Here is a 22129-nt window from a genome sequence, read left to right as displayed (position 1 = left end):
GCCTCAGGCCGCCTGGTAAGGCTGGCCGACGAAGTCCATCATTTCTGCAAACCATTTTGCCGATAGATCGAAATGTTTTCCACCCTTGATTCGCGGGAATTCGATGGTGCGGAGCTTTCCGTTCTGGTCCTCGTCGTGTCCGGTAACGCCGGAGACCTTGTTCAGGGCACTTTCCACGGCAAGATCGACCATGCTCTGGATCAGGCGCAGATCATCGGGATTGGCCGGCGCGGAGCGGGCGAAATATCCGGACTTCTGGACCATCGAGCGCTCGGCGCCGATAAGGCCGGCAAATTGCTTCTGGAACCAGTTTCCGACATTGATGGAATCGATCTTCACGTGGCCGAAGGCATCGCGTTTGACCGTCTCGCCGGCGGCCTCCCGCTCGGCGACGATCGCGTCGAGGCCGGCGCCTTCTGAAACGAACAGGGTCACGAAGCCGCGCTGGTCCATGATCGCCTTGAGGCGCTCGGCTTCCCTTTCCAGATCGAAGGCCGTCTCCGGCAAATAGACGCCGTCGATGTTCTTCAGGGCCGTGTTCATCATGAAGCCTTCGACATACTCGTTGTCCTTGGTCTTCTGAATATAGGCACGAGCAGTCGCCGCGGTCAGCCATCCGCAGTGCCGACCCATCACTTCATGGATCACAAGTGTGCGAGGGGCGGCACTCTGTTCGTTGGAGACATTGTCGAAGAAATGCGCTCCGACTTCCGCCGCCGTCCAGGCGCCCAGCGACTGACGGATCGGCACGACGTCGTTGTCGACGGTCTTCGGCAGGCCGACGACAGTGAGATTGTAGCCATTGGCACCGAGATATGCCGCCAGATCGGCGGCGGTGGTGTTTGTATCGTCCCCGCCGATCGTGTGAAGGATGGTGACGCCATCGGCGGCAAGCCTGTCGGCTGCCACTCTCAATGGGTTCTCGCCTTCTTTTACCAGGCCGCGCTTCACGCAGTCGGCGGTGTTCGTCAGCTTCACGCGGCTGTTGCCGATGGGCGAGCCGCCATAGCGGTGCAGGAGGTGTGCCTTCTCCCGCATGTCGGGGGTGATATCGATCCGGTCTCCGAGCAAGACACCCTGATAGCCGGAGCGATAGGCGATGATATCGAGTTCCGGCACGACATCCGTATAGCGCCCGATGAGACCGCCTACTGCAGAGGAAAGGCAAGGTGCGAGGCCACCTGCGGTCAGCATTGCCACTTTTTGTTTCGCCATCGTTTTCCTCCTTTATGAAGCTTCACTCATTCGATCGGGATGCGAATGGATGCGACAGGGAGCAGGCTCCTGTAAAGTGAATTTCTCAAGAAAAACGGGCATTTCCGGCAACGGTCAGGCCTCCAGGCGAATATAATCGTTTCAATTGGACCCTGCCGCCCAAGCGCGGCTGTGGAAAAGGCGTCACCGTTATCGCCGGCGTCGATCTGCCACAGGCGAAGGGTGGAACGCCGAGCATTCCCGACAGTTGAGAAGCGACGGCGCAACGGCTCGGGCGGGTGGATTGTTCGGAAAACATGAACATAGTTTAATCTTCCGCGGTACGCCGGACTCCTTGCAATTATCCCGCTAATCTGGTCATTTAGAGGAATGTTTTTCGATTTCACCTGCCTGCATATTTCCTCCCTCTGGGAACGGCTTCTCGGCGCCATCGGCGACGCGGCGGGCAGCGTGCTCGGCCGGGTCGTGGAAGCCATCCGGACCCTTTTCGAAGGTGATCCGGAAACGCGCCGGAAGGTGTCGTTCTCGGTTGCGATCATCGCGCTTTCCGCAAAGATGGCGAAGGCGGATGGCATCGTGACCGAAGCCGAGGTCAGCGCGTTCCAGCAGATCTTCGACTTTCCGGACGAAGAGGCGCGCAATGTCGCCCGCCTTTACAATCTCGCCCGGCAGGACGTCGCCGGCTATGAAGCCTACGCCAACAAGCTCGCCAATCTCTGCGGCTCGGGCGCCTCGGAAAACTGCCCGATGCTGGAGAATGTGGTCGACGGYCTGTTCCACATCGCCAAGGCGGATGGACTGGTGCACGAGAAGGAGCTGGTCTTCCTTGGCCGCATCGCCGAGATCTTCCGCATAGACGAGGTGCATTTCCGCCGGATCATGGCTCGTCACGTGCATATGGACGGCCGCGATCCCTATCTGGTGCTCGGCGTTTCCCCGGATGACGATTTTACCGAAATTCGCAAGCGGTACCGGCTGCTGGTCTCGGAGCATCATCCCGACCGGCTGATCGCCCGTGGCGTTCCGGTGGCGCTGCATGCCGCCGCCAATGAGCGCATGGCTGCCCTCAATGCCGCCTATGCCGCGATCGCGAAAGAGCACCGCGCTGCATGACTTCCTTCACCGTTGACTATGAAGGCGCGTCGGCAATGCCGTCGCCGAACCACGGTGAACGGGTGAACGGCTGCGTGCCGGATATACTCCTTCTGCATTATACCGGGATGTCGGACGACGATCAGGCGCTCTCCTGGCTGTGCAACGAACAAAGCCAGGTGTCCTGTCACTATTTCGTTCATCAGGACGGGCGGGTGCTGCAGCTCGTACCCGAAGCGCGCCGCGCCTGGCATGCGGGCAAAAGCTTCTGGGCGGGGGAAACGGACATCAATTCCCGATCCATCGGCATCGAGATCGCCAATGCCGGGCATCCAGGAGGCCTTCCTCTCTTCCCGGAAGCCCAGATAACGGCGGTCGTCGAATTGTGTCGAAACTGTGTCGAGCGGTGGTCCATAGCGCCGGAAAGAGTTCTTGYGCACTCCGATGTCGCACCTATTCGCAAGGTCGATCCGGGTGAAAATTTCCCCTGGGGTGAACTGTATCGGCAAGGGGTCGGCCACTGGGTCGAGCCGGCACCGGTTGGCGGAGGACGTTTCTTTCAACGTGGTGAAAGCGGGCAGYCGATCGAGGCCCTGCAGTCCATGCTGTCGCTTTATGGTTACGACGTTGATGTTACAGGGGAATTCTGCGACAGAACAAAGGGCGCGGTGGAGGCGTTCCAGCGGCATTTCCGCCCGGCGCGGGTCGATGGAATCGCCGATAGTTCCACGATCGACACGCTGCACCGGCTCCTGTCTTCGCTGTCGAAATACAACCTTGGCTGACGCCCCGCTAGAGGGCAGGGTTTCATAGGCCTGGCGAAAAAGTTTCGCAGTGCCACATGATTTCCTTAATGAACCCTTTAAAAACTGGACATCAAACGGTGGCGACCGACGGGGTCGTCGCCCGTAAATGTCAACAGGCGGGGACGTTCCCAGCAGACATGCCGTCAATCTAACGTTGTGTTTCTCGGCACAGCGCGATGGCTGCTGCGTCCCTTTGCGGTCCGGAGAATTCTTCAAGAAATGAAAAGAGTGATTATCGCCGTCGCGGCAAGCGTTGGAATGCTTGTGTCCGCTCCCGCAGCTTCGTTTGCCGGGGAGGGCGCCGCGAAGAGGAAAACTGTAACCCTGCAAACTCAGACACGTACCGCAGGCTATCCTTCTCCCGGCCGCTTTTCTGCTCATCCCTATTCCAGCCTGATTTCCAAATACGCCAAGACATACGGGGTTCCTGTCGGCCTTGCCCATGCCGTGGTGCGGATCGAGAGCAATTTCAATCCGAAGGCTCGCGGCAGCGCGGGCGAGATCGGCCTCATGCAGATCAAGCCGGCCACTGCGCGCATGATGGGTTACAGCGGTTCGGCGAACGGACTTTACGATCCCGAGACCAATATCAAGTTCGGGATGAAGTATCTGGCGGCCGCCCATGAGCTCGGCGGCGGAAAGATCTGCGGCACCATCCTGAAATACAATGCCGGCCATGGCGCCAAGCGCATGAACCCCGTTTCCAAGCGCTATTGCGGAAAAGTCCAGGCGTTTCTCGCGTCCTGATGGATTTCCGAAAACGTGGCTGCGTGCCTTTGCCTCTGGCATTTTGATTCCGGAAACGGATAGAAGTGCTTCGGCGGAAAGCGGTTTTCCGCCGAAAGAAGGCAGGCATGACGGCGCGTTTCAAATATATCATCGTCGGGCGGGGAATGATGGGAGCGGCCGCCGCGCGGCACCTGTCGCAATGGACCGATGGCGTGGCTCTCATCGGTCCCCCGGAACCCGAGGACCGCCTGGGTCATGACGGGGTCTTCGCAAGTCATTACGACGAAGCCCGCATCACCCGCACGTTTGACGGCGACCTAGCCTGGGGCACATATGCCGCCCGCTCGCTCGACCGATATGCCGAAATCGAAGAGGCGAGCGRCATTCGCTTCTATACCGAGGCGGGATGTCTCTTCGCCGGCCCAGAGCCGAAACGCTCCACGGATTACCTGCGACGTGCCCTCGACGTCAGCGACACGCTCGGCCTCGATGTCGAAAAGATCGCGCAGTCCGATCTCCAGTCACGCTTTCCGCAATTTTCCTTCGCTCCGCATCTCACCGGCTTTTATGAGCATCGCCGGGCAGGGCATATCAATCCGAGAGCGCTGGTTAGAGCTCAAGCCAAGCTTGCCGCCAGCAACGGAGTAACCCTCATCGATGCGACCGTCACCTCGGTGCGCGACGCAGGCTCTCATGTCGAGGTGATCGGCGGAGGTGAAATCCATACCGCCGAAAAAGTCTTGGTCGCGGCCGGCGCCTTCACCAATTTCAATGACCTGCTGCCGCGTTGGGTCGATATGCGCATCGCGCCGCGCACCGTCGTTTTCTACGAGCTTGGCGATCGGGAGAAGGCTATTTTCGGCAACATGCCATCGACAATCGTTTTCGGTGAAACGGACGAGGATCACGTCTACATTCTTCCTCCCGTGCGTTATCCGGACGGCAGGACCTATCTTAAGCTGGGTGGCGATACGGAATCGCGGAGCTTCGACCGGCTCGAGGATATCGTTTCCTGCTTCCACTCGGAGGGCGATGCCGCCGAACGAGAGAAGCTCGCGGAAATCGCGGAAAAGCTGATGCCGGCGCTTGCCGGTTGCCCGGTCACCTCGGCACCTTGCGTCGCAAGCTTTACGCCATCCGGCCATCCTTATATCGGTTATGCGCAATCGCGACGCATTGCGGTGCTGACGGGCGGCAATTTCGTCGCCGCGAAATCCTCCGACGAGCTGGGGCGCCTGGGTGCCGTTCTCCTGCATGAAGGCGAGATTCCGGAAAGCGATTTCGGCAGCAGGCTTGTGCCCGTATTTCGGTGAAGTGGGGATTGGGAAATGGCAGCTGACTACAAATACATCATCATCGGGCGTGGAATGATGGGGGCGGCTGCGGCGCGGCACCTGTCGCAATGGACCGATGGCGTCGCGCTGATCGGTCCGGGGGAGCCTTCCGATTACAAGAGCCATCAAGGCGTCTTCGCCAGTCATTACGACGAGGCGCGCATCACCCGCACGATCGATCCCGATCCGGTATGGGCGCTGCTCGCCAACCGCTCCATTGCCCGCTATGCCGAGATTGCGCGCGAAAGCGGCGTGGATTTCTATTCCGAGGCCGGCTGCCTGGTCGTCGGCCCGAAGCGAACCGAGGCGCCTTCCTATGTCGGAAAGGTGCTTGATGCCGCAAATGGTCTTGGCGTTTCTACCGAGACGCTCGGTGATGCCGATCTTGTGCGGCGGTTTCCTTATTTCTCCTTTCCGGCGGAAAGCGAGGGTGTCTGGGAGGCGCAGAACGCCGGCCACATCAATCCGCGACGGCTGGTAAAGGCGCAGGCTCTCCTTGCGGAACGGCAGGGAACGGCGATCATTTCCGCGACCGTTTCCTCCGTTCGCCAGGAGGCGGGCAAGGTGACGGTCGAGACCGTCGAGGGTGCTGCCTATTCGGCGGAGAAGGTGCTGGTCGCCGCCGGAGGATTTTCCATCAACGAGAATCTCTTAGGCGCGCGTCTTGATCTGAAGGTTTATGCGCGCACGGTCACCTTCTACGAGGTGGACGAAGCCGCGATGGATTTCTGGGGTGCAACGCCTTCGCTTATCTGGAAATGGCACGAGGGCGAGGACGGTATCTATCTGCTGCCGCCGGTGCGCTATCCGGACGGCAAGCTCTATCTCAAGATCGGCGGCGATCCGGACGATCTCCTGCTTCCGACCGAGCCGGAGGTACGCGCGTGGTTCCGTTCCGGCGGGCGGGAGAGTACCCACCGGCACCTGACAGAAGTCATGGGCCGGCTGATGCCGAAGCTCGACCTTTCCCGCACTTCGATGGCCGCCTGCGTGACCTCGTTCACGCCGACCGGCTATCCGGCGATCGCTATGACGAGGTCCGATCGTATCGGTATCTTGAGCGGCGGATGCGGTGCCGCCGCCAAGAGTTCCGACGAGATCGGCCGGCTGGGCGCCGAGCTGATTTTCCGCGGCAGGATCGAGGACGAAGCCTATCAAACGGATTTCAGGGCTGATTTCCTCTGATCTCCGAGGCAATTGTGGTGGCAATCCGGGCGCATCTCCATTATGTACCGCTTGCCAGTCGGCCGGGCAGCCGCGCTTCACCAATGCCGAAAGGCGGTGAGGTGAGGAAAGTCCGGGCTCCACGGAAACACGGTGCCGGATAACATCCGGCGGGGGCGACCCTAGGGAAAGTGCCACAGAAAGCAGACCGCCCCGCTTTTTCCACCGCTCGTCGAGCGGCCGAAATGGCGGGGTAAGGGTGAAAGGGTGGGGTAAGAGCCCACCGCGCCTCTGGCAACAGCGGCGGCACGGTAAACCCCACCGGGAGCAAGACCGAATAGGGATGACGAGGGGCGCGCGAAAGCGCGTCTACAGCCGGTTTCCGGGCCAGTCATCCGGGTGGGTTGCGCGAGGCGGTGTGCAAGCATCGTCCCAGATGAATGGCTGCCACGTTCCGGTGCTCGCATCGGAGCCATACAGAACCCGGCTTACAGGCCGACTGGCTCTTCTATCCTTTTATGAGATATCCCGCCGACAGGGCCCCGAATCTTGGCGCCCTTAGGGGATATTTTCCGGACTTTTCAGATGGGTTGAAAAGACCCGATGAGATGGCTTCTCGGAAGCTCTTGCTAATCCTTTGTTAAACTTAACAGCTCATAAATAAATACCGTTGCGGCACGTCTGACGGGCCGCTTCCCATTGACGCCCATATGGTCCCATGTTATCCCAAAAGTGCACTGCGCAAAGGCGCTTGAGCGCCCGGAAATCAAGGAGTTTCGGCTTTTCGGCCGAGTGGGCGCATGCCTGCTCAGAATGCGGAACTTTGTTTGGTTTGGTGCGTGTCGGCGGGCGCTTGTACTCCGTCGAAAGAGTAGGGGCGGGTGTCCGGCGTTATGAGCCGCTTCTTGTCGAATGCGACCAACAGGATCGATGCCAAGGGGCGGGTTTCCGTGCCTGCGGGCTTCCGTTCGGTGCTGGTGGCGCGCGAAATCCAGGAGCTCTACTGTCTCCAGGATTTCGTCTATCCGGCGATCAGCGTCGGAGGTCCGGATCTGCTCGATCGTTACGAGCGTCAGATCGCGGCTTTCGATCCATTTTCGCCGGAAGCGAACCGGATGTCGCTGCTCGTGCATGGCGGCGGCGTCTTCATGAGGCTCGATGCGGAAGGCCGATTGATGGTCACGGATTTCATCCGGGACTTCACGGGAATCACTTCGGAGGTTACCTTCGTCGGGCGCTCGGATCATTTTCAGCTATGGCGGCCGCAGGCGTTCTCGGACGCGCAGGCGGCGGCAAGGGAGGGGCGCTTCGGTCTGCCTCCCGCGTAATACAGGGGAGCGGAATGGCGGCGAATCCAGGCGGCGGAACAACCGATGCCGATGGCGGACCGGTTCGTCACATTCCGGTTCTCTTGAAGGAAGTTCTGGAGGCGCTGGAGCCCGCGCCGGGCAAGGTCATCCTCGATGGCACTTTCGGAGCCGGCGGCTATACCGCGGCCATTCTCGCTGCCGGAGCGGAGGTGATCGCGCTTGATCGCGACCCTGCGGCGATCGCGGCGGGGCAGTCCATGATTGCCGCCCATGGCGGACGGCTCTCCCTTCATCATTCGCAGTTCTCCGAGCTTGCAAGCTTCGCGCCGGATGGCGGGCTTGACGGAGTGGTGCTCGATATCGGCGTTTCCTCCATGCAGATCGACGAGGCGGAGCGCGGCTTCTCCTTTCAGAAGAACGGACCGCTCGATATGCGCATGTCGGCGTCAGGCGTATCTGCGGCGGACGTGGTCAATCGCGCCAAGGCCGGCGATCTGACCCGCATCTTTGGCTTTTTGGGCGAGGAGCGGCAGGCCGGCCGTATTGCCCGCGCCATCGAGAAGCGCCGGGCGAGCGAGCCGTTTGCCACTACCCGGGATCTCGCCAATCTCATCGAGAGCGTCAATCCGCGCAGGGCGAAGGACAAGATTCATCCCGCAACGCGCGTGTTTCAGGCGCTGCGCATCTTCGTCAACGACGAACTTGGCGAACTCGCCCAGGCGCTTTTCGCCGCCGAGCGGACGCTGAAGCCGGGTGGGCGTCTCGTCGTCGTTACCTTCCATTCGCTGGAAGACCGGATCGTCAAGCAGTTCTTCGCCGATCGCTCCGGCCGCGCCTCCGGCTCGCGCCACATGCCCATGGTCGAGGAAAAGCCCGCAATCTTCGAGCCGGTCGGCAAGTCTCCAGTCTCAGCCAGCGAGGCGGAGGCGGAGATCAATCCGCGCGCCCGCTCCGCAAAGCTGCGCGCAGGCATTCGCACCGCGGCTGCGGTACGGCCTGCCGATTTTTCCATCTTCGATCTTCCCGACCTCGCCAGCCTTGCAAAGATGGGGGCCTGAAACATGCTCAGAAGCTTCGATCTCGTTCTTATCGGTGTGATGACAGCCGCCGCCGTGGTCACCTATACGATCAAGCACCGCGCCGACGAGAAACTGGCAGAGGTCCGCCGGCTGGAGACTGAAATCAGGTTGGAGAAGGACACTATCGATCTTTTGAAGGCGGATTGGGCGCTGCTGACCCAGCCCAACCGGCTGCATCGCCTCGTCAATGTTTACGGCTCCGAACTGCAGCTCGTGCCCACGCAGCCGACGCAGCTGGCCATGCCTGCGGAACTGCCCATGCCGCGATCGCAGCTCCCGCAGCCTGAAACCACGATCGAGGATCTGATCGCCAGCGCCGGCGGCGAAGTGGCGGCAGCCATCAAGGGCGTCGACGCCGCCGCCAAATCCGCTCCCCAGCCGCGCATACCGGTGCCGCTACCGCGCGGCGGCTTTCCCGTCGATATCATCTCAACCGGATCGGTGAATCGCTGATGTCTTTCCTCTCCCGCATCATGGTCTTGAAGAGCCGGGCGCATTTTTCCGCCGGTGGACGCGGAAGGCGTCCCGCCGACCCCGGTTCTTCCTTCGAGGGAACACGCAAGCGGAAGGCAGCTCAGGCTAAAAACCGCGTCGGCCTCATGATCCTGGGTTTCGCCGCCTTCTATTGCGTCATCGGCGGGCGTCTGGTGCAGTACGGCCTCACTGAGCCTGAAACGACGTCCAGCATCCTGCCTGCGGACCGGCTGATGGCCTCGCGTCCGGATCTTCTCGACCGTAACGGTGAGGTGCTTGCGACCGATATTCGCACGGTCTCGCTATTTGCCGAGCCGCACAAGATCGTCGATGCGGACGAGGTGATCGAAAAGCTTTCCACGGTCCTGCCGGATCTGGACGCCAGATCGATCTATACCAAACTCAGGAGCAATTCGCGCTTCCAGTGGCTGCGCCGCCAGCTGACGCCGAAGCAGCAGAGCCAGATTCTCGCGCTCGGCATTCCCGGCATAGGCTTCCGGCCGGAAAAGCGGCGCTTCTATCCCGGCGGTGCGACCGCGGCGCATGTGGTGGGGCACGTCAACATCGACAACCGCGGCGTGGCGGGCATGGAGCGTTACGTCGACAGCCAGGGACTTGCCGACCTTGCCGCCGTCGGAATGACCTCGGACCAGCCGCTGGAGCCGGTGAAGCTTTCGATCGATCTGCGCGTCCAAGCAATTGTACGCGAAGTCATCATGTCCTCGATCGACAAGTTCAAGGCGATCGGTGCCGGCGCGGTCGTGCTCGACGTCCATACCGGCGAGGTTCTTGCCATGGCGTCCGCGCCGGATTACGACCCCAACAATCCGGCCGCCGGCGCGGAAGAGGGGTGGTTGAACCGTATGTCGAACGGCACGTTCGAAATGGGGTCCACCTTCAAGGCGTTCACGATCGCCATGGCGCTCGATTCCGGCAAGGTGAACATGAACGACAGCTTCGATGCGCGATATCCGATCCGCATCGGCGGCTTCACGATCAAGGATTTCCACGGCAAGGGCCGGTTCCTCACGGTTCCGGAAGTCTTCCAATATTCCTCCAACATCGGCACCGCGAAGATGGCGGATGTGGTCGGTATCGACGGGCACAAGGAATTCCTGACCAAGATCGGCCTGCTCAGCAAGATGCAGACGGAGTTGCCGGAAGTAGCCCAGCCGAGCCAGCCGCGAACCTGGAAGAAGATCAACTCCATCACGATCTCCTTCGGCCACGGGGTTTCGACCACGCCTCTGCAGACGGCGGTTGCCGGCGCGGCTCTCGTCAATGGCGGCAAGCTGGTCGAGCCGACCTTCCTGCCGCGCACGCGGGAGCAGGCCGATCTCGTCGCCAAGCAGGTGTTGAAGCCCTCGACCAGTGATGGGATGCGCTATCTGTTTCATTGGAACGGTGTAAAAGGATCGGGCAGGAACGCCCGCGTCGAGGGCTTCAATGTCGGCGGCAAGACCGGCACGGCGGACAAGGTCGTCAACGGCCGCTACGTCCACGATAAGAACTTCAACGCCTTCCTTGCGGCCTTTCCGATCGACAATCCGCAATATGTCGTGCTGACCTTCATCGACGAGCCGAAGACCGACAAGGGCAATGGCGCGGCACTTGCCGGCACCTCCGCGGCTCCGATGGCGCATGACATCATCAGCCGCTCGGCTGCTATTCTCGGTGTAAAGCCCAAATTCGGCGATGACGGTTCTGCCCTGCTCGTGTCTTATTAGGAGATAACAAAGTTAGCGGACGATTCGCGGGTGAGCGGTTTCTCCGCTTGGAAAATGGAAGTGCAGCCGATGAAATTGCGAGACCTTGCCGGACAGGATTTCCCCGAAATAGCCGGTTCGCTTTCGGGGCCGGTCGGTGATATCGACATCACCGGTCTTTCTTCGGATAGTCGCAAGATCAAACCGGGCATGCTGTTTGCTGCGCTGGCCGGCAGCAAGGCGGACGGCGCGTCCTATATCGACGATGCGGCAGCTCGCGGTGCGGCGGTGGTGCTTGCCGCCCATGCTCCGGATGTCGGCATTCCGGTGCTTTCCGTTGCCAATCCCCGCAGGCTTCTGGCTCTGGCTGCCGCGCGTTTCTACGGTGCGCAGCCGGAGACCATGGTCGCCGTGACCGGCACGGCCGGCAAGACCTCCGTTGCTTCCTTCACGCGTCAGATATGGGCGCATGCCGGTCTTGCCGCCGCCCAGATCGGTACGACCGGCGTCGTTTCCCCGCTCCGCAACGTCTACGGCTCGCTCACGACGCCAGACCCCATAGAACTCCAGGCACTTCTTGCCGAGCTGGCGTCCGAGGGCGTCACCCACGCGGCGATGGAGGCATCGAGCCACGGCCTCGATCAGAGCCGTCTCGACGGCGTGCGTCTTGCGGCGGGTGCGTTTACCAATCTCGGCCGCGACCACATGGATTACCATCCGACGGTCGAAAGCTACATGGCGGCGAAGATGCGTCTGTTCGATACGCTGCTGCCGAAAGGGGCACCCGCGGTCATCTTCGCCGATGATCCCTGGTCGGACGAGGCGATCCGGGTGGCCAGGGCAGCCGGGCTTGATGTCCGCACGGTCGGCCGCAAGGGAGATTATCTCAGCCTGAAACGAGTCGAGCACTTCCGGCACAAGCAGATGGCGGAAGTGCATCTCGGCGACGATATCTTCGAGGTGGATATCCCGCTTGCCGGCGATTTCCAGGTCGCGAATGCCCTGGTGGCGGCGGGACTGGCGATTTCCACCGGCGTTCCGGCATCGAGCGCTTTCGCCGCGCTTGAGAAACTGCAGGGCGCTTCCGGACGGCTCGAACTGGTCGGACATACCGGAGACGGGGCGCTTGCCTATGTCGATTATGCCCACAAGCCGGATGCTCTGGAAAATGTGCTGGCCTCCGTTCGGCCGTTCACCACGGGCCGTCTGATCGTGGTCTTCGGCTGCGGTGGAGACCGCGACAAGGGAAAGCGGCCGATCATGGGCGAGGTGGCAACCCGGCTTGCCGACGTCGTCATCGTCACCGACGACAATCCGCGTTCGGAGGTTCCCGAGGTCATCCGCTCCGAGATCATGGCGGCAGCACCCGGCGCGACGGAGATCGGCGATCGTGCCGAGGCGATCCGCCATGCGGTCAGCCTGCTGCATTCGGGCGACACGCTGATCGTGGCCGGCAAGGGCCATGAGGAGGGCCAGACGATCGGCGGCACAGTCCTGCCGTTTTCGGATCATGTCGAGGTACGTAAGGCGCTGGAGGAGCTGAAACCATGAGCTGGTTGTGGACCTCTGAGGAGATGGCGGCCATCATGGATGGCCGTCCGGTCGGCTCGCTGCCCGCCGGAATCACCGGAATTTCGATAGACAGCCGATCGATCGGCGCGGGTGAGGCGTTTTTCGCCATCAAGGGCGATCGCGTCGACGGCCATGATTTCGCAAGCATCGCGGTCGCGAACGGCGCATCCCTGATCGTCGTCAGCGAAGGCAAGCTGCCGGCGCTCGGGCGTATCATCGTGCCGATGATCGTCGTGGAGGACGTGCTCGCGGCGCTCGGTAAACTGGCGGTCGCAGCAAGGGAACGCAGCCGCGCGCAAATCGTGGCGATCACGGGCTCGGTCGGCAAGACCACGACCAAGGAGATGCTGCGCCACGTGCTCGCTCCGTCCGGCAAGGTGCATGCGGCGGTCGCATCCTTCAACAATCACTGGGGCGTGCCTTTGACGCTCGCCCGCATGCCCGCGGACACGGATTATGGCGTCTTCGAGATCGGTATGAACCATCCGGACGAAATCCGCCCGTTGGTGAAGATGGTACGCCCTCACGTGGCGATCGTCACGACCATCGCCGCCGCTCATCTCGGGCATTTCAATAGCCTGGAGGAGATTGCAGCCGCCAAGGCTGAAATCTTCGAAGGTATCGAACCGGGCGGAGCAGCCATACTCAATCGCGACAACAAGCAATTCGGCTTCCTTGAAAAGGCTGCTCAGGATGCGGGAATCGCGCGCATCTATACCTTCGGTCAGCACGCCAAAGCCGATTTCCGGCTGGCGGATTTCGACGGGAATGCCGAAACCTCCACCGTCTGGGCGACGATTTCAGGCGATACAATGGAGGTCCATATCGGAGCTCCCGGTCGTCATATCGCCGAAAACGCCATGGCGGCGCTGGGTGCCGCCATGCTGGTCGGCGGCGATATGGCGAGGGCCGCGGAGGCGCTCGAGCGGCTGAGGCCAGTCAAGGGGCGGGGAGAGCGGCATCGGCTGGGTATCGGCGAGGGACACCTGACGCTGATCGACGAAAGCTATAACGCGAACCCCGCATCCATGCGGGCGGCCATCGCCCTGCTTGCCGCGACCGAACCGGAGCTTACCGGCCGGAGGATTGCCGTGCTCGGCGACATGCTGGAGATGGGCGAACATTCCGCTCGCGTCCACGAGGATCTGGCGGGACCGCTGCTCGCCGCCGGTATCGAGCATGTCTGGCTCGCCGGCGCGGAAATGGCGGCGCTCCGGGACGCGCTTCCCGAGAGCGTTCATGTGGAATATCGCCCGACCACGGCGGAGCTTGTTGATTTTATCGTCCGTTCGGTCATTCCCGGAGACGTGGTGATGGTCAAATCGTCACGCGGTCTCGGTTTCGGCAAGATCGTTGCGGCGCTGCTTGACAACTATCCGGCATTTTCCGACACGGAGCGCCAACATTAAAACGGCTTCGAGAAAGGGCCTTCATGCTGATCTGGCTTGTGCAACTGGCGGATAGCTTTCAATTCTTCAATCTCTTTCGCTACATCACCTTCCGCACCGGTGGCGCCCTTTTTACCTCGGCCCTCATCGTTTTCCTCTTTGGCCCACGGATGATCGCTTCCCTTCGCATTCGCCAGGGAAAAGGCCAGCCGATTCGAGCAGATGGTCCGCAGACCCATTTCAAGAAAGCGGGCACGCCGACTATGGGCGGCTTGATGATCCTGACGGGTATCGTCGGCGGCGCGCTGCTGTGGGCCGATCTTTCCAACGTCTACGTCGTCGCGACGCTGCTGGTGACCCTCGGTTTCGGGGCCATCGGCTTTTATGACGACTATCTTAAGGTGACCAAGCAGAGCGACAAGGGGTTTTCCGGCAAGGCCCGTCTCGGCATCGAGTTCGTGATCGCAGCGATCGCGGTCTTTTTCATGATGCGGGTTGCGCTTGCCAGTGGGCAATCCACCAATCCAACACTCGGTTCCTCGATTGCCTTTCCGTTCTTTAAAGATCTCGTGATCAATCTCGGCATCTTCTTCGTGCTGTTCGGCGGGTTCGTCATCGTCGCGGCCGGCAATGCGGTCAACCTGACGGACGGGCTGGACGGTCTCGCCATCGTGCCGGTCATGATCGCCGCGGCCTCTTTCGGCGTTATCGCCTATCTCTCGGGTAACGCCGTCTTCGCCAACTACCTGCAGATCAATTTCGTGCCCGGCACGGGAGAGCTTGCCGTCATTCTCGGCGCGGTGATAGGGGCCGGTCTCGGCTTCCTCTGGTTCAACGCGCCGCCGGCCGCGATCTTCATGGGGGATACCGGCTCGCTTGCCCTGGGCGGCCTCATCGGCTCGGTTGCCGTTGCGACCAAGCACGAGATCGTCATGGCAATCATCGGGGGCCTCTTCGTCATGGAGACGCTCTCGGTCATCATCCAGGTCGGGTTCTTCAAGATGACGGGGCGGCGCGTCTTTCTCATGGCGCCGATCCACCACCACTTCGAAAAACTAGGCTGGACGGAAAGCCAGGTGGTGATCCGCTTCTGGATCATCGCCGTCGGGCTCGCCATGCTCGGCCTTTCGACGCTCAAGCTGCGGTAAGAGCGATGATCCCGGTCACGACATTCAAGGACAGGAAAGTCGCCCTCTTCGGGCTCGGCGGTTCCGGACTTGCCACCGCAAAGGCTCTGGTTGCGGGCGGAGCCGTAGTGGTCGCTTGGGACGACAACCCGGACAGCGTCGCCAAGGCAGCGGCTGAAGGGGTCGGGACCGCGGATCTTCGCACCATCGACTGGCCGGCGATGGCCGCTTTCGTGCTCTCGCCCGGCGTGCCGCTCACTCATCCCAAACCGCATTGGAGCGTCGATCTGGCGCGCGCCGCGGGCGTCGAAATCATAGGCGACGTGGAACTTTTCGTGCGTGAGCGCCGGGCGCATGCACCGGATTGCCCGTTCATCGCGATCACCGGCACGAATGGGAAATCCACGACCACCGCATTGATCGCGCATATCCTGAAATCGAGCGGGCGCGACACACAACTCGGCGGCAATATCGGCACCGCCATCCTGACCCTCGATCCGCCGAAGGCGGAGCGATATTTCGTGGTCGAGTGCTCCTCTTACCAGATCGACCTTGCGCCGACGCTGAATCCTACCGCCGGCATCCTGCTCAATCTGACGCCGGATCACCTCGACCGCCACGGAACCATGCAGCACTATGCAGATGTTAAGGAGAGACTGGTCGCCGGCAGCGCGACGGCCGTCATCGGCGTAGATGACAGCTACTCAGCGCTGATCGCCGATCGCGTCGAGCGCGCCGGGGTGCCGGTCCGGCGGATTTCGAAACGCAACGTGGTCGCTGAAGGGCTCTATGCGGAAGGCAGCCGGATCATCGAGGCGCATGGCGGGACGTCTTCGCTTTTCATCGATCTCGACGGCATCCAGCCTCTCAAGGGTGGCCATAATGCCCAGAATGCCGCTGCCGCGATCACGGCCTGCCTCGCAGTCGGGGTCTCCGCGGACGATATCCGCGCTGGATTGAAATCCTTCCCTGGATTGAAGCACCGCATGCAACCGGTCGGCCATCGCGGCAATGTCGTCTTCGTCAACGATTCGAAGGCGACCAATGCCGATGCCGCGGCACCTGCACTTTCCAGCTATGACCGTATCTACTGGATTGCCGGCGGCCTTCCAAAGGAAGGCGGGATCGCAAGCCTCGCTCCACTCTTTCCGCGTATCGTCAAAGCTTATCTGATCGGGGAGGCGGCACCTGCCTTTGCAGCGACGCTCGGCGAAACGGTTTCTTACGAGATATCCGGTACGCTGGAACGCGCAGTCGCTCATGCGGCCGCGGATGCGGAAAGTAATGGCGAGGCTTCCGCCGTCATGCTGTCGCCGGCCTGCGCGAGCTTCGATCAGTACAAGAACTTCGAAGTGCGCGGCGATGCCTTCGTCAAGCATGTCGCAGGCCTGGACGGTGTCACGATGCTGATCGAGACGGGAAAGGGGAACTGACAGATGGTAAGCCGCGCAGATCGTGGTCCGCTCGCAGACTGGTTCTGGACGATCGACCGTTTCTTTCTCGCCGCCTTCGTGCTGCTCATGGGGCTCGGCTTCATGCTTTCCTTCGCGGCCTCTCCGCCGGTTGCCGAAAGGCTCGGTCTCGATAGCTTCCACTTCGTCGAGCGGCATGCGCTCTTCGTAATTCCGTCACTGGCGGTGATGATAGGTCTTTCCTTCATGTCGCCCCGGCAGGTGCGCCGGGCGGCGATCATCCTACTGCTTGTCTCCATCGCCATGATGGTGCTGGCGCTGTTCTTCGGCGTCGAGGTCAAGGGATCGCGGCGCTGGATCTCGATCGGCAGCTTCTCCATCCAGCCGTCCGAATTCATGAAACCTGCTTTCGTGGTGGTCTGCGCCTGGCTTTTCGCCGAGCATGCGCGGCAACCGGAAATTCCCGGCAATCTCTTCGCCATCATCCTTTTCGGCATCGTCGCCGCCCTGCTGGTCGCTCAGCCGGACCTCGGCCAGACGATCCTGACGAGCGTGGTCTGGGGCGGCATGTTCTTCATGGCCGGGATGCCCTGGCTTTGGATCGTGGTGCTTGGCGGCTTCGGAGCCGGCGGCCTGCTTGCTGCCTATTACATGCTGCCGCACGTGACCTCCCGTTTCGACARGTTCCTGACCGGCGAAGGCGATCGTTTCCAGGTGGAGACGGCCCGCGACGCCATCATCCGCGGAGACTGGTTCGGCCAGGGGCCGGGCGAGGGCGTCGTCAAGCGCATCCTGCCGGACAGCCACACCGACTTTATCTTCTCCGTGGCCGCGGAGGAATTCGGTATCGTCTTCTGCATGGCGCTTGTAGTGGTTTTTGCCTTCATCGTGCTGCGCGGCCTCAATCACGCCTTCAAGGAGCGCGATGACTTCAACCGCTTCGCGGTCGCGGGCCTGGTGCTGCAGATCGGCATGCAATCGATGATCAATATCGGGGTCAACCTGGAACTCATGCCCGCGAAGGGCATGACCCTGCCGCTGATCTCCTACGGGGGGTCGTCTATGATCGCGATCTGCGTGACGGCCGGATTCATTCTCGCGCTGACGCGTCACCGCCCTGAAAAACGGGCCCAGGAGCGGAGCCTTTTCCGCGTCGGCCACGGTGTTCCGGCGGAGTAGGGAACTATGACCAAAGGCATTATCCTGCTTGCCGCCGGTGGCACCGGCGGCCATGTATTTCCGGCCGAAGCCCTCGGACACGAGCTCCGGGCGCGAGGCTATTCCGTTCACCTCGTCACGGACAGCCGCGCCGAACGTTTTGCCGGCAAGTTTCCGGCGGACGAAATCCATGTCGTACCGTCGGCGACGCTCGCATCGAAGAATCCGGTGGCACTGCTTCGGACCGGCTGGAAGCTCTGGACGGGGCTGCGTGCGGCGCGCAGGCTGATCGGACGCCTGAAGCCCGTCGCCGTGGTCGGTTTCGGCGGCTATCCGACGGTGCCGCCGCTGATGGCTGCGACCTCGATGGGCGTTCCGTCGATGATCCACGAGCAGAATGCGGTGATGGGCCGGGCGAACAAGGCCTTGGCCGGCAAGGTTCAGGCGATCGCCGGCGGCTTCCTCCCGGAGAACACCGGGCCTTACGCGGCCAAGACTGTCACCACCGGCAATCCGGTTCGTCCCGCCGTGCTCGAGGCAGCCAAGATACCTTACGTGCCATCGCAGGGGGATGCGCCGTTCCGGCTCGTCGTCTTCGGCGGTAGCCAGGGTGCGCAGTTCTTCTCCTCCGCCGTGCCGACGGCGCTCAGCCTGCTTGCGGAACCGGAGCGCAAGCGTCTCGTGGTGACCCAGCAGGCCCGGCCCGAGGATGCCGACCGGGTGAATTCCTGCTTCGCCAAGCTGCAGGCGCCTGCGGATGTCTCGTCTTTCTTCACAGACATGGCGGAACGTCTTGCGGTGGCGCATCTGGTAGTCTGCCGTTCCGGCGCCTCGACGGTGTCGGAGATCTCGGTGATTGGCCGGCCTGCCATTCTCGTCCCCTATCCCTACGCGCTCGATCACGACCAGGCAGCCAATGCGGCGGCGCTTGTCGCCACCGGAGGTGCCGAAGTCGTGGCGCAATCCGAACTTTCTCCGGACAGGCTCGCTGCTATGATCTCGGCAGCCATGAAGGAGCCGGAACGTCTCGAAAAGATGGCGGCCGCGGCAAAGCAGGCGGGCCGGCCCGACGCGGCGGGCTTGCTGGCGGACATGGTTGTGGCTATTGCCGAGCGCAAGCCGATTTCAGTTATCAAAGGAGTACATGCATGAAGCTGCCGAAGGCCATCGGGCTCGTCCATTTCATCGGCATCGGCGGGATCGGCATGAGCGGCATTGCCGAGGTGCTGCACAATCTCGGCCATCGCGTGCAGGGATCGGACCAGGCCGACAGCGCCAACGTGCAGCGCCTGCGCGACAAGGGTATTCCGGTCTTCGTTGGACATCAGGCCGAAAACCTGGGCGATGCGGAGGTGGTCGTCGTCTCGACTGCCATCAAGAAGAACAATCCGGAACTCGTCGCCGCGCGTGAAAAATCGCTGCCGATCGTCCGCCGTGCTGAAATGCTCGCCGAGTTGATGCGCTTCCGCAATGCCATCGCCATCGGCGGTACGCATGGCAAGACGACCACCACATCGATGGTGGGCGCGCTGCTTGAGGCAGGCGGGCTGGATCCGACCGTCATCAATGGCGGCATCATCAATGCCTACGGCACCAATGCCCGCATGGGCGAGGGTGAGTGGATGGTGGTGGAAGCCGACGAATCGGACGGCACCTTCCTGAAGCTGCCCGCCGATGTCGCCGTCGTCACCAATATCGACCCCGAACATCTGGATCACTACGGAAATTTCGATGCCGTACGAGCGGCTTTCCGGCAGTTCGTCGAGAACGTGCCGTTCTACGGCTTCGGCGTGCTCTGCCTCGATCATCCGGAGGTGCAGGCGCTGGTCGGCCGTATCGAGGACCGCAAGATCATCACCTATGGAGAAAACCCGCAGGCTGACGTGCGCTTCTCCAACGTCCTTATGGAGGGGACGCTTTCGACCTTCGATGTGGAAATACGCCGCCGCCGCACGGGCGAGGTCTTCAAGTTCAGCGACCTGAAGCTGCCGATGCCCGGCCGGCACAATATTTCCAACGCCACCGCGGCGATCGCGGTCGCCAACCGGCTCGGCATTCCGGAAGAAAGCATCCGCAAGGGACTTGCCGCCTTCAGCGGCGTCAAAAGGCGCTTCACGCTGACGGGAAGCTGGAACGGCGTTCAGGTGTTCGACGATTACGGCCACCATCCCGTAGAGATCAAGGCCGTGCTGAAGGCAGCACGCGAAGCCTRCCAGGGCCGCGTCATCGCGGTCCATCAGCCGCATCGCTATACGCGCCTGTCRAGCCTGTTCGAGGATTTTGCCAATTGCTTCAACGATGCCGATAGCATCATACTGGCGCCGGTCTATGCGGCCGGCGAAGAGCCGATCGAAGGCGCCAATTCCGAAGCGCTGGTCACGCGTATCCGATCGGGCGGTCATCGCGATGTGCGATATATATCTTCTCCGGCGGAACTCGCATCGATTGTATCGGGCATTGCGGAACCGGGTGATTTCGTGGTTCTTCTGGGGGCTGGCAATATCACGCAATGGGCGGCAGCATTGCCGAGGGAACTGGAAGGTATTTCGGGACAGTGAGAATGAAACAGGTGAACGGGGAAAAACTGCTGGCGTCGCTTGGAGAAGGCGTCAAGGAATTGCGTGGACGTCTGACGCCGGACGCTCCCATGGACCGCGTTACCTGGTTTCAGGCGGGCGGCCTTGCGGAGCTGATGTTCCAGCCGCACGATGTCGATGACCTCGTCGCCTTTCTCAAGATTCTTCCCAAGGAAGTACCGCTGACTGTCGTGGGCGTCGGCTCCAACCTGCTGGTTCGCGACGGCGGCATTCCGGGCGTGGTTCTTCGCCTTTCTGCCAAGGGGTTCGGCCAGGTCGATCTCGCCGGCGAGAACCGCATCCAGGCTGGCGCGATCTGCCCCGACAAGCACATTGCCGCCATGGCGATGGATAACGGTATCGGCGGGTTTGCATTCTATTACGGTATTCCCGGTTCGATCGGCGGCGCGCTGCGCATGAATGCCGGGGCTAACGGCGGAGAAACCTGCCAGCGAGTTGTCGAGGTCCATGCGGTCGACCGCAAGGGCAACAAGCACGTGATTTCCAACGCGGATATGGGGTACAGCTATCGTCATTCCTCGGCCGCTGCCGACCTGATCTTTACGCATGCGGTCTTCGAGGGCTATCCGGAAGATCGGGCGAAGATCCGCGCCGATATGGATGCCGTCCGCCAACATCGCGAAACGGTGCAGCCGATCAAAGAGAAGACCGGCGGTTCGACCTTCAAGAATCCGGAAGGCCATTCGGCCTGGAAACTTATCGACGAAGCAGGCGGGCGCGGGCTCATGAGCGGTGGAGCGCAGATGTCCTCGCTTCACTGCAACTTCATGATCAATATAGGCCACGCTACCGGCTACGATCTCGAATATCTCGGGGAAACGGTGCGCCAGCGCGTCTTCGAGCATTCCGGAATCAAGCTCGAATGGGAGATCAAGCGACTCGGTATCTTCATGCCGGGGCGCGAGGTGAGGCCTTTCCAAGGCGTGACTAACGAGTAAGCTGAAAAGTCGATGCCTCGGTTAAGGCTGGGGCATCGATGATCCTTAAGCGATTTGATTCATATTCTTGTTGGGATTTTCTAACAAACCTCTTCATCTCTTTTTCCAAGCTCCGACATCGCCGAAAACTACCTGCTGCCTGCTCAAGTTGCATTTCGTCAATCTTGCTGCATAGTCATTGGGCAGTGACGACTCGTGCCCTCTCCCCGGCGTGAGCCGGAAAGGGCACACTATGTGGGGGTTCTCGATGTTCAAGAAACTTTCGGCTGAGTTCTTTGGTACATTCTGGCTTGTATTCGGGGGATGCGGGAGCGCCGTCTTGGCTGCCGCCTATCCCGACCTTGGTATCGGTTTTGTAGGCGTATCCCTGGCTTTCGGCCTCACAGTCCTGACCATGGCCTATGCCGTCGGCGGCATTTCCGGTGGTCATTTCAATCCCGCAGTATCGGTCGGCCTGACGGTGGCCGGCAGGTTTCCGGCAGCAAGCCTCGTGCCCTACATCATCGCTCAGGTGGTGGGAGCCGTGGTTGCAGCTTTCGTGCTTTACCTGATCGCTTCGGGTAAGGCCGATTTCCAGCTCGGCGGTTTTGCGTCCAATGGCTATGGCGAGCATTCGCCCGGCGGCTATTCATTGACCGCCGCGCTGGTTGCGGAAGTCGTCCTCACGGGCTTCTTCATCTTCATCATCCTCGGGGCGACAGGCTCCAAGGTTCCGGCCGGTTTTGCCCCGATCGCGATCGGCCTCGCCTTGACGCTGATCCATCTGATCTCGATCCCGGTCACCAACACTTCCGTCAATCCGGCTCGTTCGACCGGTGTGGCGGTGGTTGCCGGAGGCTGGGCGCTCGGACAGCTTTGGCTGTTCTGGGTCGCGCCGATCGTAGGTGCGGTGCTCGGCGCGGTGGCCTGGAAGCTGGTAGACGATACGGAAGAAGTGGCGGCTGCGAAGGTAGCCGGGACACCACGTTCCGCCTAACCGGGTTCTGAAAATTGAAAAGCCCGCGAGGCCAATAGCTTCGCGGGCTTTC

General features: G+C 61.4%; 19 protein-coding genes and 1 other RNA gene. 19 read left to right on the top strand and 1 reads right to left on the bottom strand.

Translation table 11 applies throughout. The annotated features are described in order from the left end of the window. Positions 1-3: 3 nt before the first annotated feature. Positions 4-1215: a pyrophosphate--fructose-6-phosphate 1-phosphotransferase gene (locus LCM4573_RS00440; RefSeq protein WP_071003902.1), complete on the bottom strand. Its 1212-nt coding sequence runs from the start codon at positions 1213-1215 to the stop codon at positions 4-6. A 369-nt stretch (positions 1216-1584) separates the two neighbouring features. On the opposite strand from LCM4573_RS00440, the gene LCM4573_RS00435 reads away from it, so the two are divergent. The 19 genes from LCM4573_RS00435 (at position 1585) to aqpZ (ending at position 22077) form a co-directional block, all read left to right on the top strand. Then, positions 1585-2328 carry a DnaJ family molecular chaperone gene (locus tag LCM4573_RS00435; protein WP_071003901.1) on the top strand — a complete coding sequence of 248 codons (744 nt, stop codon included), beginning with the start codon at positions 1585-1587 and terminating at the stop codon, positions 2326-2328. Beyond that, a complete protein-coding gene (locus tag LCM4573_RS00430; RefSeq protein ID WP_071003900.1) occupies positions 2325-3092 on the top strand; it encodes an N-acetylmuramoyl-L-alanine amidase in 768 nt (255 codons plus the stop codon). Before LCM4573_RS00435 ends, LCM4573_RS00430 begins: the two co-directional genes overlap by 4 nt. Before the next feature lie 240 nt (positions 3093-3332). Next, positions 3333-3860, top strand: coding sequence for a lytic transglycosylase domain-containing protein (locus LCM4573_RS00425; protein ID WP_071003899.1), 528 nt, complete (start codon positions 3333-3335; stop codon positions 3858-3860). A 107-nt stretch (positions 3861-3967) separates the two neighbouring features. Continuing rightward, positions 3968-5155 carry an FAD-binding oxidoreductase gene (locus LCM4573_RS00420; protein ID WP_071005053.1) on the top strand — a complete coding sequence of 396 codons (1188 nt, stop codon included), beginning with the start codon at positions 3968-3970 and terminating at the stop codon, positions 5153-5155. A 15-nt stretch (positions 5156-5170) separates the two neighbouring features. Continuing rightward, positions 5171-6361: an FAD-binding oxidoreductase gene (locus tag LCM4573_RS00415; RefSeq protein WP_071003898.1), complete on the top strand. Its 1191-nt coding sequence runs from the start codon at positions 5171-5173 to the stop codon at positions 6359-6361. Between the two features lie 54 nt (positions 6362-6415). Continuing rightward, an RNA gene (gene rnpB, locus LCM4573_RS00410) (RNase P RNA component class A) lies at positions 6416-6847 on the top strand. A 386-nt stretch (positions 6848-7233) separates the two neighbouring features. Then, a complete protein-coding gene (gene mraZ / locus LCM4573_RS00405) occupies positions 7234-7668 on the top strand; it encodes a division/cell wall cluster transcriptional repressor MraZ (RefSeq protein ID WP_071003897.1) in 435 nt (144 codons plus the stop codon). 14 nt (positions 7669-7682) lie between these two features. Then, positions 7683-8708: a 16S rRNA (cytosine(1402)-N(4))-methyltransferase RsmH gene (gene rsmH / locus LCM4573_RS00400; protein WP_071003896.1), complete on the top strand. Its 1026-nt coding sequence runs from the start codon at positions 7683-7685 to the stop codon at positions 8706-8708. 3 nt (positions 8709-8711) lie between these two features. Then, the gene (locus LCM4573_RS00395) at positions 8712-9182 is read left to right on the top strand and encodes a hypothetical protein (RefSeq protein ID WP_046795226.1); all 471 of its coding nucleotides are present in this window, start codon (positions 8712-8714) and stop codon (positions 9180-9182) included. Then, on the top strand, positions 9182-10930 hold the full coding sequence (locus LCM4573_RS00390) for a penicillin-binding protein 2 (protein WP_071003895.1): 1749 nt from the start codon (positions 9182-9184) through the stop codon (positions 10928-10930). Before LCM4573_RS00395 ends, LCM4573_RS00390 begins: the two co-directional genes overlap by 1 nt. A gap of 69 nt (positions 10931-10999) precedes the next feature. Further along, positions 11000-12460 carry a UDP-N-acetylmuramoyl-L-alanyl-D-glutamate--2,6-diaminopimelate ligase gene (locus tag LCM4573_RS00385; RefSeq protein WP_071003894.1) on the top strand — a complete coding sequence of 487 codons (1461 nt, stop codon included), beginning with the start codon at positions 11000-11002 and terminating at the stop codon, positions 12458-12460. Then, complete coding sequence (locus LCM4573_RS00380; protein ID WP_071003893.1) at positions 12457-13890, top strand: UDP-N-acetylmuramoylalanyl-D-glutamyl-2,6-diaminopimelate--D-alanyl-D-alanine ligase; 1434 nt, start codon at positions 12457-12459, stop codon at positions 13888-13890. Before LCM4573_RS00385 ends, LCM4573_RS00380 begins: the two co-directional genes overlap by 4 nt. A 23-nt stretch (positions 13891-13913) precedes the next feature. After that, positions 13914-15017, top strand: coding sequence for a phospho-N-acetylmuramoyl-pentapeptide-transferase (gene mraY, locus LCM4573_RS00375; protein WP_071003892.1), 1104 nt, complete (start codon positions 13914-13916; stop codon positions 15015-15017). A 5-nt stretch (positions 15018-15022) separates the two neighbouring features. Further along, positions 15023-16429 (top strand): UDP-N-acetylmuramoyl-L-alanine--D-glutamate ligase, encoded by a 1407-nt coding sequence (murD, locus tag LCM4573_RS00370; RefSeq protein ID WP_071003891.1) that lies wholly within the window; start codon positions 15023-15025, stop codon positions 16427-16429. A gap of 3 nt (positions 16430-16432) precedes the next feature. Then, the gene (ftsW, locus tag LCM4573_RS00365) at positions 16433-17587 is read left to right on the top strand and encodes a putative lipid II flippase FtsW (RefSeq protein ID WP_071003890.1); all 1155 of its coding nucleotides are present in this window, start codon (positions 16433-16435) and stop codon (positions 17585-17587) included. Positions 17588-17593: 6 nt separating this feature from the next. Further along, positions 17594-18718 (top strand): undecaprenyldiphospho-muramoylpentapeptide beta-N-acetylglucosaminyltransferase, encoded by a 1125-nt coding sequence (murG, locus tag LCM4573_RS00360; protein ID WP_071003889.1) that lies wholly within the window; start codon positions 17594-17596, stop codon positions 18716-18718. Next, positions 18715-20124, top strand: coding sequence for a UDP-N-acetylmuramate--L-alanine ligase (gene murC / locus LCM4573_RS00355; RefSeq protein ID WP_071003888.1), 1410 nt, complete (start codon positions 18715-18717; stop codon positions 20122-20124). Before murG ends, murC begins: the two co-directional genes overlap by 4 nt. 2 nt (positions 20125-20126) lie before the next feature. After that, on the top strand, positions 20127-21101 hold the full coding sequence (gene murB / locus LCM4573_RS00350) for a UDP-N-acetylmuramate dehydrogenase (RefSeq protein ID WP_071003887.1): 975 nt from the start codon (positions 20127-20129) through the stop codon (positions 21099-21101). Positions 21102-21348: 247 nt separating this feature from the next. Next, positions 21349-22077 carry an aquaporin Z gene (gene aqpZ, locus LCM4573_RS00345; protein ID WP_071005051.1) on the top strand — a complete coding sequence of 243 codons (729 nt, stop codon included), beginning with the start codon at positions 21349-21351 and terminating at the stop codon, positions 22075-22077. The last annotated feature ends 52 nt before the right edge of the window (positions 22078-22129 follow it).

The sequence above is a fragment of the Rhizobium sp. LCM 4573 genome (assembly GCF_001854865.1).
Classification (GTDB): domain Bacteria; phylum Pseudomonadota; class Alphaproteobacteria; order Rhizobiales; family Rhizobiaceae; genus Neorhizobium.
This window is presented reverse-complemented; position numbering and strand designations above follow the sequence as displayed.

Coding starts and splice junctions, on each gene's coding strand:
- LCM4573_RS00440 (WP_071003902.1), bottom strand. CDS start 1,215: ATGGCGAAACAAAAAGTGGCAATGCTGACCGCAGGTGGCCTCGCACCT.
- LCM4573_RS00425 (WP_071003899.1), top strand. CDS start 3,333: ATGAAAAGAGTGATTATCGCCGTCGCGGCAAGCGTTGGAATGCTTGTG.
- LCM4573_RS00415 (WP_071003898.1), top strand. CDS start 5,171: ATGGCAGCTGACTACAAATACATCATCATCGGGCGTGGAATGATGGGG.
- mraZ (WP_071003897.1), top strand. CDS start 7,234: ATGAGCCGCTTCTTGTCGAATGCGACCAACAGGATCGATGCCAAGGGG.
- rsmH (WP_071003896.1), top strand. CDS start 7,683: ATGGCGGCGAATCCAGGCGGCGGAACAACCGATGCCGATGGCGGACCG.
- LCM4573_RS00395 (WP_046795226.1), top strand. CDS start 8,712: ATGCTCAGAAGCTTCGATCTCGTTCTTATCGGTGTGATGACAGCCGCC.
- LCM4573_RS00390 (WP_071003895.1), top strand. CDS start 9,182: ATGTCTTTCCTCTCCCGCATCATGGTCTTGAAGAGCCGGGCGCATTTT.
- LCM4573_RS00385 (WP_071003894.1), top strand. CDS start 11,000: ATGAAATTGCGAGACCTTGCCGGACAGGATTTCCCCGAAATAGCCGGT.
- LCM4573_RS00380 (WP_071003893.1), top strand. CDS start 12,457: ATGAGCTGGTTGTGGACCTCTGAGGAGATGGCGGCCATCATGGATGGC.
- mraY (WP_071003892.1), top strand. CDS start 13,914: ATGCTGATCTGGCTTGTGCAACTGGCGGATAGCTTTCAATTCTTCAAT.
- murD (WP_071003891.1), top strand. CDS start 15,023: ATGATCCCGGTCACGACATTCAAGGACAGGAAAGTCGCCCTCTTCGGG.
- murG (WP_071003889.1), top strand. CDS start 17,594: ATGACCAAAGGCATTATCCTGCTTGCCGCCGGTGGCACCGGCGGCCAT.
- murB (WP_071003887.1), top strand. CDS start 20,127: ATGAAACAGGTGAACGGGGAAAAACTGCTGGCGTCGCTTGGAGAAGGC.
- aqpZ (WP_071005051.1), top strand. CDS start 21,349: ATGTTCAAGAAACTTTCGGCTGAGTTCTTTGGTACATTCTGGCTTGTA.